General features: G+C 57.0%; 10 protein-coding genes. 6 read left to right on the top strand and 4 right to left on the bottom strand.

Translation table 11 applies throughout. The features are described 5' to 3' along the window. Positions 1–58 precede the first annotated feature (58 nt). A complete protein-coding gene (locus tag sphst_RS11240) occupies positions 59–565 on the bottom strand; it encodes a YciE/YciF ferroxidase family protein (RefSeq protein WP_031395566.1) in 507 nt (168 codons plus the stop codon). Between the two features lie 161 nt (positions 566–726). Further along, complete coding sequence (locus tag sphst_RS11235) at positions 727–1,035, bottom strand: hypothetical protein (RefSeq protein WP_031392858.1); 309 nt, start codon at positions 1,033–1,035, stop codon at positions 727–729. A gap of 358 nt (positions 1,036–1,393) precedes the next feature. On the opposite strand from sphst_RS11235, the gene sphst_RS11230 reads away from it, so the two are divergent. Continuing rightward, positions 1,394–3,580 carry a putative bifunctional diguanylate cyclase/phosphodiesterase gene (locus sphst_RS11230; RefSeq protein WP_043156050.1) on the top strand — a complete coding sequence of 729 codons (2,187 nt, stop codon included), beginning with the start codon at positions 1,394–1,396 and terminating at the stop codon, positions 3,578–3,580. A gap of 1,026 nt (positions 3,581–4,606) precedes the next feature. On the opposite strand, the gene sphst_RS20520 is transcribed toward sphst_RS11230, so the two are convergent. Then, on the bottom strand, positions 4,607–4,855 hold the full coding sequence (locus tag sphst_RS20520; protein WP_159043585.1) for a hypothetical protein: 249 nt from the start codon (positions 4,853–4,855) through the stop codon (positions 4,607–4,609). 267 nt (positions 4,856–5,122) lie between these two features. Continuing rightward, the gene (locus sphst_RS11225; protein ID WP_051916156.1) at positions 5,123–5,800 is read right to left on the bottom strand and encodes a Crp/Fnr family transcriptional regulator; all 678 of its coding nucleotides are present in this window, start codon (positions 5,798–5,800) and stop codon (positions 5,123–5,125) included. Between the two features lie 730 nt (positions 5,801–6,530). On the opposite strand from sphst_RS11225, the gene sphst_RS11220 reads away from it, so the two are divergent. From sphst_RS11220 to sphst_RS11200, 5 genes are all read left to right on the top strand, one after another. After that, positions 6,531–8,075: a sensor histidine kinase gene (locus tag sphst_RS11220; protein WP_081877376.1), complete on the top strand. Its 1,545-nt coding sequence runs from the start codon at positions 6,531–6,533 to the stop codon at positions 8,073–8,075. After that, positions 8,075–8,458 (top strand): response regulator, encoded by a 384-nt coding sequence (locus tag sphst_RS11215; protein WP_051916158.1) that lies wholly within the window; start codon positions 8,075–8,077, stop codon positions 8,456–8,458. Before sphst_RS11220 ends, sphst_RS11215 begins: the two co-directional genes overlap by 1 nt. 95 nt (positions 8,459–8,553) lie before the next feature. Further along, entirely contained in the window at positions 8,554–9,096 is a 543-nt protein-coding gene (locus tag sphst_RS11210; protein ID WP_234387588.1) for an SWIB/MDM2 domain-containing protein, read from the top strand. A 353-nt stretch (positions 9,097–9,449) separates the two neighbouring features. Further along, on the top strand, positions 9,450–11,024 hold the full coding sequence (locus sphst_RS11205; RefSeq protein WP_031392865.1) for a Na+/H+ antiporter: 1,575 nt from the start codon (positions 9,450–9,452) through the stop codon (positions 11,022–11,024). Positions 11,025–11,055: 31 nt separating this feature from the next. Continuing rightward, on the top strand, positions 11,056–11,439 hold the full coding sequence (locus tag sphst_RS11200) for an acyl-CoA thioesterase (protein WP_051916159.1): 384 nt from the start codon (positions 11,056–11,058) through the stop codon (positions 11,437–11,439). The last annotated feature ends 12 nt before the right edge of the window (positions 11,440–11,451 follow it).

Genomic DNA, 11,451 nt, shown 5'->3' with positions numbered 1-11,451 from the left:
ACGATGTCTCCGCATGGGTGTGCAGCTCGCCTGCTTCTCAGGCGAGCTGCAGAGAGCGTTACTCTGCCTCTTCGGCCTTCGCATTAACCGCGGTCTCGGCGAGCTTGGTCATGAACTCGTCGCCACCGTAAATTTCCTTGGTGGCTTGGCGCAGCTTCGTGTTGTCGTCCTTCAGCCCCAGCGCTTTGGCATAGGCGGCAGCGGTACCAAAGCCAGCGATGCCGTAATGGGTCATGCGCTGATACTGGGCGCTAATAAGCGTATCCAGTACTGGTCCCTTATCGGGTCCTTCCTCGAGGACATGCTTGGTCGCCTCGGCGACCAGGCCTTCCATGCCCTTGCAATGCTCCTTGGAGACCTTCTCGTCCTGGCCGGCGATCAGTTCCTTGAGGATTTCCGTATGCTTGGTGATGCCGTCCTGAGAATTCTTCAGCATGTCCTTCAGCGTTGCATCGCTAGCCTTGGACGTGATCTTTTTCAGCACCTTCTGCATCTGGTCGTTGGCCGACCACAGGTCCTTTAGCTCGTCCGTGTACACGTCCTTCAGGTCTTCAGGCGTCGGCATGCTCATTCTCCTTCAGCTTGCCCTGCCGCATGGCGGGGCTGCTGAACCCGAGCGCATCGCGGGCATCAACGTTCCAAGCTCGCATTGATCTGATATTATCGTGTCGCGGTACTACAGCGTCATGCGCAGGCCCGGCATACCCGAATGCTGGGTTACAAATTTCAGCTTGGGTAGATCACCGTGGCGTTAAATGCTCTTGCACCAGTTTCGGCGCGGAGCTTTTCCATTTCGCGCATCATCGTTAGAAGATTGCGGCCGGCAGCCTCAGACATTGCCCTCATGCCTTTTCTTGTTCGGCATTGCGGAGCGCCCTCCATTATGACCGCCAGAGCGGTGATCAGCGCGTCGCATACTTCTGCCGAACGGATGTAAGCGGTTGTCGTGCCGTCAATATCGACGAATGACGTGTCGGCAATAGCCTTCAGTACCGCTGACGCCACCCTGCCCTGATACTCTTCTTTTGATTCCATTTGGCCATCCCATAAAAGCTTGCCACCGTTCGGTCTGTCCGGTCTCCCATGCACAGGTACCCGCCCGACAGCAGCCGCTTAGCGGCCTTCTGTCCAAGCAAACCGCCTCGGCTCTGACTGACAGGACCATCGGGCTCGGGCTTCTTATCCCAGGCATGTACATTCTCGTCGAGCCGTTTGCGATGGAGGCACTGACAAGCCGTATTCGCGGACTGCTTAGAAATTGAACGTTCGGCAAATTTAGCGGCTTTTTTCCGAGACGAATTCAGCCGCTCTCTACGCAACCTATGCCTAGTAACGCAGTGTTGAGGTTATAAGTTTATTGTCGGCGGCGACGAACCCAAGCGCCAGGAAAAGCATGCGATCGGCTCCCCATCTATTCAACGAAGACGCCCGACTGGCGGCGCTGGCGGAATATGATCTGCTCAGTGAGAGCGACGATGTCGATCTTAGCGAGATGGTTCAGCTTGCGGCACGGCTGTTCGATGTTCCCATCGCACTGGTGTCGCTTGTCGAGCGCGATACCCAGACGTTCAAGGCGCGCATCGGCCTTGATGTCTGTGAGACCGCGCGCGACGTTTCCTTCTGCGCGCATGCGATCGCCCAGACTGATATCCTTGTCATTCCCGATGCACTGCTGGATCCACGCTTCGCGACCAATCCGCTTGTAACTGGCAGCCCCCATATTCGCTTCTATGCCGGCGTTCCGCTGCGCTCGCCTGGCGGATACGCGATCGGCTCGCTCTGCATCATCGATCACCGGCCGAGGAACGGCTTTTCCGACCGGGACAGGGCCAACCTTCAATCGCTCGCCACAATCGTGACGGACAGGCTCGAGATACGCCGCTTGGCGGTGGCTGGGGCGATAGGCCAGACCCGGTTCGAAAACATCGCCGCTACATCACCCGACGGCATCATCTGTGCCGACCATCACGGCGATATCACTTTCTGGAATGCCGCCTGTGAGCGGCTGTTCGGGTTTAACGCAAACGAGGCGGTGGGCAAAAGCCTCGACATCATCGTGCCGGAACGCATGCGCGGTGGCCACGGTGGCGGGCTGCAGCGGGTTGCGGCTGGCGGTAAGCCGCGGCTCGTCGGTACGACCGTTGAACTGGATGCCGCGCGTCAGGATGGGTCAGAGTTTCCAATCGAACTCTCCTTGTCGATGTGGCGCGAAGCTGACCAGGCAAGCTTTGGTGCCATTATCCGGGATATAGGCGAACGTCGCGCCAATCAGACCAGACTTTTCAATTTGGCCCACCTCGACAGTCTGACCGGTCTACCGAACCGGGCGGTCCTGCTCAACCGGATCGATGAACGCGCGAAAACCGAACTCCTTGCGATTTTGATGGTCGATCTCGATGGCTTCAAGAACGTCAACGATACGCTGGGGCATACCGCTGGCGACGCTGTACTGCGCCAAGTCGCGGCGCGCATTCTTGGGTGTGTTCGGCCTATCGATACAGTAGCCCGCCTCGGCGGCGACGAATTTGCTATTCTGATGCCGGACAGCCCCGACCGGGCAGCTGTTGGAGCGACTGCCGACTGTATCATCGCCGCGATCGGGGTACCGTGCGTCAGCGACGGGCAAATGGCTCATATCGGTGCCAGCATCGGCATCGCCTTTGGGCCGAAAGACGGGGAATTCGCCGAAGACCTCCTCTCAGCGGCAGACCTCGCCATGTACCAGGCAAAGGGAGAAGGGCGAAACTGCCGACGATTTTTTGCCCCGCCGCTGCGCGAAGCGGCGATCAATCGTCGGGCATTCGAAGGCGAGTTGCGCCGCGCGATCGACGAAAACGAATTCGAGCTGTTCTACCAGCCACAGGTTCGGATGACTGATGGTGTACTTCTTGGGGTTGAGGCACTGCTACGCTGGCGTCACCCGGTACAGGGCTTGCTCCCGCCTAATGACTTTCTTCCGACGGTCGAGAGCGGCCTTCTCGCACCGGAAATTGGCCAGTGGGTCATGGAGACCGCATGCGCTCAAGCCGTCGAGATGCGACGCAAGGCCCCTGATCTTACACTAGGCGTAAACGTGTTCGGCGCTCAGTTCAGTACGGGGCAGCTAGCGATCGATGTTGCCGCAGTACTTGAGCGGACCGGCTTGCCGCCCGAGGCGCTGGAGCTGGAGATTACCGAGAATATCGTCCTGCGCCACGACGACACCATGCTTGCGCCTCTTCGCGCGCTGCGCAAGGCGGGCATCGGGATCGCTTTCGACGATTTTGGGACGGGCTTTGCGTCACTTAGCATGCTCAAGCGCTATCCGCTTAGCCGGCTAAAGATCGATCGAAGCTTCATCCGCGACATTTGCACGGATCGGGTCGATGCCGCAGTCGTCAACGCGATGGTCTATATGGCAACCAGTCTTGGGGTTGAAGTCATCGCCGAAGGCGTCGAGACCGAACCGCAGCGCGACCTGTTACTCGGATGCGGGTGCCCGACAGCGCAGGGCTACCTTTATGGCCGTCCCATGCCGCTTGCCGATCTGAATGCTTATTTATCCCAGAGCGCCCGGGTAGCCGATGTCGCGAAAAATTGAACCGCGAACCGAGCAGCTTCACGTAAAGCGATTGATCAATGGCGAGGCTAATATATCCGCCAAGTCCAAGGCTAAGCGCGGAGCTGACCAAGCACCACGGCCGACTGTAGCAGGGATTATACCCCCCTCTTACCGCGGCGGTGGAGGGGAAAAAGGCTAAGCGCCTGCCGGGTACGCTACGTGGCAGAGGCGCTTAGCATTAAGTTTAGGGAGGAGAGTGGTCCCACCCCCTTTTGAGGGGGTATCGTTGATATTTAGCTAACGCAGCGGATCCCCGAGCAACTGTTTGCCAACACGCCTGGCCGCCCGGATCAAAGCGTTTAATCCAGACCGGCGACAGCGGCGTGGGCATACCTTGTCATTGGTAACTCGCATGGCCCAGCTCCCAAACGACGAAGAATATCATTCGAGAACGGTTCTAGGAACGCAGCGGCTTTCCCGTTTTCTGATCGCTTGTGAGAAGGCATTTAGCGAGCAGCTCGCCTCAAAAAGTTTCTTCGCAGTTCACCACCTGGCACCATGCCAGTGTCGCAAAAGTGGCGACATTCGAGACGTCCGAAACTTAGCATATTCGCGACATCAGTCTGATTGCACCGGCCCTGCCTCGCCTAGGGCGGCAGCATCACCGTTCTGACCTTCAACGGCGTTGACCGCACGGGATCAGCGCGCGGATGCTGCTAATACCACCGCGGCGCGGGATGGCCTGTTTCGGCTAAGACGACCTTCGCGGGAAAAACGCCACTGTAGCGACGCGTAGACTGTAGCGCCGATCGCCAGTGCGAGGCCGATCCAGCCCACCCAAGTGCCCGCGTCAAAGAATGCGTTGAGCATCATCGCATTGCGCTGCATCTAATGCCTGACCAAGCAAAGCCGATACGAGCGTATCATTCAGCTTGTCGGCAAGGGCAAGCGCCTGCGCTGATTGCAGCGCAAAGCTTCTCTTCCGCGTCTAAATTTGATGTCGATGACATATCCGCCCCAGCGCGCTAGGTCAGCCGAGCTGACTGTGAACTAACATACTAAAGACTATGCGGACTGTTCAACAAACAAATCCTCGCAACCCGCTGGCCGACGAAGGTAATCTTGCAATCGGTCGATAGCTGTAGCGGTCAGCACCACGTCTTCACCATCGTGACGGCCTTCAATTTGCCCGTCTTTTACGAGATGAGCAATCCAGCGCCGTCCAACCAGCTGTCCCGCGTGAGAAAGCTCGCACAGCTTTTCTTCCGATAAAACAGCATTATTGGCCATCGCAACAAAGAGATGAAGCAGCATGTTCCAGGGAAACTCGTCAAAGATTTCACTGGGGAAAAGCTTATACCGGCGGTCTCGCTCGGCAATGAGCCTTTGAGCCTCCCTGGCACTATCTCGATCACCTGTCACGACTACACCACATTGATTGATTGACCTTGCTCAGCAGGTAAGAACTCGAGCAACAAGGTGTCATCTACCAGCAGGGTAATATCCACAAGGACCTAAGCTGTTCTGTGGTATATCCAACAGAAGGTGGCCCTAGTTAGCGCGACCTGTCATCAACGCCTTTCAGGCTGGGGCTATTCGAGGCGCGTCCTTACCAAAGGGTGCAACCAAATGGCGATACTCCGCTTCCGGCCGCCCGTAGCTATCGCCTGCCAGATCCTCGAGTTTCACTCGATCAAGAATTATAACACGGCCACGCTTGGACCGTATCATTCCGGCTCCCTCCAGCACGTGCAACGAAACGGTTACGCCAGATCGCTCGGCGGCTATCATCATCGCCATAAATTCGTGTGTCAGGTGTATGTCGTCGCCGTCGTTGCGGTCATGGCACATCAGAAGCCACCGTGCGAGGCGGGCCTCGATGCGCTGATGAGCGTTTGACACGGCACTGTGAGCGGTTTGGGTTATGAATGTTTGAACGTACCGCAGCAATGTGGTCCGCAAGGTGATGCTTCGGTCTACTGCGGCCAAAAACAGAGGCGCTTCGATACGTAGCCCGGTGTGTCCGTTAACTTGCATGAATATGACGTGCGGTGAGCTGTCTGCACCCAGCAGTAAAGGGATGCCAGCGAAGCCCTCTCTACCGAAAATGCCGACTTCGGTAGGGCCGTTGTCCGCCATCTCTGCGACTACCGAGGCGACCCCGCCCTCGGGAAACCAGACGTACTGGATAGGCATGTTAGCGGCTATTAACACGCGCTCGCGATGAAGTATTTCGCGGGTAAAATTGGGTTCGAGCAAAGCCAAGTCTTCGACAGATAGTGCTGCAAGTAACGTATTAGCGGAGGACCGCTCAGTTGGGTTCGGCACGAAATCGCCCCTCGATATGGGGCGAGGGCGCACGCATCCTTCGGCCGCTTGCGCCCGGATCGTCGGCAAGCGATGGCAAAAGCATAGCATACGGTAGCGAGCTTGTACTGTCAGTGTATGCGCTCTGTGCGATATCACACAAAGTGCCACCGTTTGGAGGCAAGTGAGATCCTTCGCCACCGATCGTATGATCAATTTCAGCCAACGCAGTGGCGCGATGTCAGGCCATTGCTGCCAATCTCGACTGTTGGATGCAGCACAGAGGCTGGGCATCGTATGTCGCTTCGACCATCAAGATGCGCAGGGAGTGCAAACTCCGATCGGGATGGGGATGGTCGAGGGCGGCATGATGTGTTTTCGCGAGTCTACACGCATAGATTGGCAACGATCTCGTTTATTTGCTACCCCTGCAATGGTAGCCAGTATTCGTATTGAGGCCAGTGTGCCGCCCTTCCCAGCGACATTAGCGGTCGTCTTTAGCGCAGCTTTGTCCCGAACGTCATGACACGGCCAGCACTCATATCTCGAGATCTTCTCATTTACCTACCGTTTGTTAGTTATTCTGTTTATGACAGATTACTAGCTTGCAATATTAAGGTAACTATAAATATAGCATTCGGTTGTAAGCGAACTTCATTTCTTAGTTTAAAGGAATGCTATAATGGCCATTAAGCGGAAAAGCGCAGGGCAGCGGCAACGTGCTCTTGCAGACTTTGGCGATTTCACTCTTTGCTGTGATGATCTACAAACGACTTTGGACGAAGGTTGCAGGCTTGTTGCAAATGCTCTTGGCGTTCCGTTGGCAAAGATTATGGAAATCGAAGCTGGGCATAACACGGCTCTTGTCCGGGCCGGTGTAGGCTGGCGATCCGGCATAGTCGGTATAAAGCGCATTTCTCTCGATGATGGGTCTGCAGAGGCTTTTGCGATCAAAATCAGTGAGCCAGTTGTCATCATCGACGTTGATAGCGAAAGTCGGTTCCATATTCCCGAGTTCCTGTTTGAGCACGGCATTGTAGCTTTAGTGAACGTGCCAATCTTCCTGCCGGGTGGGGTGCCTTATGGAATATTGGAAGTAGACTCGCACGAAGCTCGAAATTTCTCGGACAACGATGTTCAGTTTTTACGTACTTATGCGAGTATACTTGGTCCGGTAATCGACCGTCTTTTTAAAATCGCCGACCTTGTAAGTAGCAACGAACGCTTCCGTGTTGTTGTAGAGAATGCACGTGATGTTGCTATCTTAATAAGCGATCCTATCGGAATGATCACTGACTGGTTTCCCGGTGCGGAAGATACGTTTGGTTGGAGCGAGAAGGAAATGGTTGGACAAAATGTTTCAATTCTTTTCACCGAGCAGGACAACGAGACCGGGGCGCCAGAATGGGAAGCAGAAACCGCGGTGACGAACGGTAAGGCTCCGGATGTGCGCTGGCACGTTACGAAGGGCGGCAAGCTTGTCTACCTGGACGGTCAGACTATCGCGTTGCGCAATACAAACGGTACGCTTCGCGGCTTTCTCAAAATCGCCCACAACCTCACAGCACGTAAAAAACTAGAAGAACGCCAGGCGGTGTTGCTGGCAGAGCTTCAGCATCGTGTACGCAACGTACTCGCGATTGTTGCTGCGATCGTGCAACGGTGTAATATCGATGTTTCGACGAGAGAGCTTCGTGATCTCATTAGTGGTCGGGTAGCAGCCATGGCCCGCACCCAAGCACTACTGACGCAGGATGCGGGAGCAGGCGTTCAGCTTGAGCATATGGTCCGCGAAGAGCTACTGAGCCAAACCGAGGAAAATCGGTTTACGATTGATGGTTCTCCGGTACTGCTTTCTCCAAAGGCCGCTGAGGTTCTTACCCTTAGCGTACATGAGCTTACGACTAATGCATGCAAGTACGGTGCTTTGGCAGCACCTACCGGTCGTGTCGATGTTCATTGGATAACTGACAGCCGTGAAGGTCAAGAGTGGCTAGAATTCTTTTGGTCGGAAACCGGCGTCGATCTTAGACCTGTTATCCCGCGCCGCACTGGCTTCGGGACAGAGCTTATTACTCGTCGGGTGCCGTACGAACTTGGTGGACAAGGCCAACTGGATTTTAGCGAACAGGGACTGCAATGCAGTATCATCTTCCCGCTGATTAGAGGCGACAGCATTCTGCAACCAGGGTCAGCGAGCGAAACGCTACATGACGGAAGGCGATGATGAGCACTAGCATCCTGCCACTAGCCTACTGCTGCGTGTTGGTAGTGGATGACGACTACTTTTTGGCGGAAGCTACGCAGGAGGCGTTGATCGAAGAAGGTGCCACCATCTTGGGCCCTTATGGTAAGGCAGCTGACGCATTACGGTCCTTAGACAAGCAGTCGCCAACACTTGCAGTTGTCGATCTTAATTTAGGGACTGGTCCTGACTTCACGGTTGCTCGAGCGCTCGCATTGCGTAATATTCCGACGATCATCGCTACCGGTTACGATAAAGGTATCATACCATCAGACTTAGTCAACATGCCTTGCCTTCAGAAGCCCATCACGAGAAGTAAGCTTCTCACGGCATTAATTGATCTGAACAAGTCAATTTACAAATAATATTGGTGAACGATATAATTAATTATACAGGTGGTAGTTATATCCATCATTATACTTGTTGCAATTAATAAGCAATATCCGGAAACTCAATAGCCGTGCGTTTGGCATCAAGCTTCGGGAACTGCTCGGCCGTCGCCCCTCCCCATGGTAGATCTCCCCCGACGACGGGCGATCTGCAGGCCGGCAAGGACCGACCCCAGATTATCGCGGACAACAAGCTCAAGAAAGTCTTCGGCCAAAAGTCAGCGAGCATGTTCGAGACGAACAAGCATCTCAGCCGTCATCGGACCGCTATCAAATACGGGCGTCGCGATAATTCTGGCGTTCTCCAGTCCGCCTCTCTGTACACGCCGTTAATTTTCTTGCAGCTGGCGGTGCAGCCACGCTGCCCCCTGCCCGTTTACATTTTCTGCTGCAGAAGTGGCGATATTTGCGACGTTCGAAACTTAGGAGTTTGGCGACAAGTACCAGATGCCCATATGCCACAACCCCGAAGGCTGATCGACTATGTGGTGTGCAGCACTATCAGCAAAGCCAGACTGATCGCGCTCGAGAGACAGAACTACTGCAACCGCCACCCTACCGCAACGGTGCGCACGTCCACCCCAAGCCCGAGCGCTGCATGGACACGACGGTAGCAACGTGGAATGCGGTTGATCGAGGCGAGGGCAGCGGTGGGCACCAGTTCCAGCGAACGGCAGGCGAGCAGTGCCAGGAAGCCGATAATTACCACGGCCTCAGATGGGCGAGGTCGAACCAACTGGCAGCAGGCTCGCCGTCCTGAGCGGCCTTCGCCCGTCATACTCACGCCCAACCCAGACCATAGTCTCCAAACCAAGATCTCGCTTTCGTCGCCCGAGCGAAGCGAACGCCGCGGGCGTGCTGGACGGGAATAAGTCGCACCGCAATTCAGTGAAGCGGATCGATGAACGTAGGTTAGGCTTTCATGCCGGCCGCTAACCGGCTTTGTCCGCTCCGAAAGTGCTGGTTTATGCATACGTTCGAACTACTGCTCATACTGGTCGCCGCCTCGGTGGCGCTTGCCTATGCCGCGCAGCGCCTGCGTGTTCCGCTTGCGGTTGCGCTGGTGCTGGGCGGCATAGCTCTGGCGTTTGTACCAGGCGTTGGCATGGTTACGCTCGATCCGGAACTGGTGCTGGCGCTCTTCCTGCCGCCGCTACTTCAGGCCAGTGCCTACCGCACCGACTGGCCGGCGTTTCGCTTCAACCTGCGACCTATCCTGTCGCTGGCACTGGGCGCGGTGTTCTTTACCGCAGCTGCTGTGGCGATCGTCGCCAAACTGCTCGTTCCAGGACTTCCCTGGTGGGCAGCGATCACACTAGGCGCGATCGTCGCTCCGCCAGACGCGGTCGCCGCAGCGGCGATCCTCAAGCAGGTCAAGTTGCCCAAGCGCATCGTCACGGTGCTGGAAGGCGAGAGTCTCATCAACGACGCCTCGTCGCTGGTGCTCTATCGGTGTGCGGTCGCCGCCACGCTGGCGGGCACCTTTAGACTTGGCGAAGGCGTGTTCCAGTTCTTTGCCGCCGCGATCGGCGGCACCTTGGCGGGTTGGTTGGTGGGCCGCGCAGCCATGTGGATCTTCGTCCATCTCGAAGACACGCTGCTCGACATTACCGTCAGCCTTTTAGCGGGGTTCTTTGCCTACTTCCTGGCTGAGCAGGTCCACGTCTCGGGCGTGCTGGCAGCGGTGGGCTGCGGGCTGGTGCTCGGCCGTCGCCAGCACGCGGCCTTCACCGGCGAGACGCGGCTCGGCATGGCGACAGTGTGGGGCTTCGTCGAGTTCTTGCTCACCGCGCTTGTGTTCATGCTCATCGGACTTCAGCTGCGCGGTATCGTCGAGCGGCTCGAAGGTTATGATGCGAAGAGCCTCAGCCTGATTGCGGTGGCGATATCGGCGACGCTGATCGTCAGTCGCTTCGTCTGGATCTTTCCGGCGACGTTACTCCCCCGCATGTTATCTCGCACGACTCGGGAAGCGGACCGGATGCCGCCGTGGAGCTATCCGACAATCCTTTCCTGGGCCGGCATGCGGGGCGTGGTCAGCCTGGCGACGGCGCTGGCTCTCCCCGCCCGCTTTCCAGGGCGAGACATCATCGTCTTCCTGGCCTTCTGCGCGATCTTCGCGACGCTCGTCCTGCAAGGCACGACACTGGGCTGGGTGATCCGCCGTCTCGGGCTGGAGCAGGAGGAAACGACGTTGCCAGAGCCGGATACAGCACAGGCGCGTGCAGAGCTTGCCAGCGCATCCTTGGACGCGGTGCAGGAGCATCTCGACAACGATGCCTCGGAGCACGGCGAGGCCGCAGCCGAGCTGGTCGAGGAGTACAAGGTGCGAGCCGATCGGGCGAGCATCGAAGGGCAGGACGTCGAGACCAAGACCGACCAGCTTATCGCCCAGCAGCGTCTGCGTCTTGTCGCTATCGAGGCGGCACGCGAGACGCTGATGGAGCAAACTGACCAGATCGACGCAGAAGCGCATCGCGCGCTCGGTGAAGAACTTGACCTGGAAGAGCGGCAGATCCACCGCGCGCTCGGCGAAGCGTAACAGGCGCGTCTAACTTGCATCGGGAGCATCTATAAGCAACGACATTCTACGGCCCGATGGTGGAGCGCATCTGCGCACCGTTGCCCTGCCCCGCGATGCGAATGCCAGCGGCGATATCTTCGGCGGCTGGACGCTGTCGCAGATGGACCTCGCAGGCGGCACCTTCGCGGCTGCCCATTCCGCTGAGCGCGTGGTCACGGTGCGGATCGACGTTGTCGAGTTCCTCAAGCCCGTCTCGGTTGTTGACGACGTCAGCGTGTTCTATGAACTGGAGCACGAGGGCGATACCTCGATCGCCGTCATGATCGAGGTGTGGGCGCGGCCTCGTACCGGTGATACGCAGCATAAGGTGCCCGAGGGCGTGTTCTGCTACCTAGCCGTCGGCAAAGACAGCCAACCGACCCAAACGAGCTGAGCCGCCTTCTAC

It is taken from the genome of Sphingomonas sp. STIS6.2 (assembly GCF_000732685.2).
Classification (GTDB): Bacteria; Pseudomonadota; Alphaproteobacteria; order Sphingomonadales; family Sphingomonadaceae; genus Sphingomonas; species Sphingomonas aerolata.
This window is presented reverse-complemented; position numbering and strand designations above follow the sequence as displayed.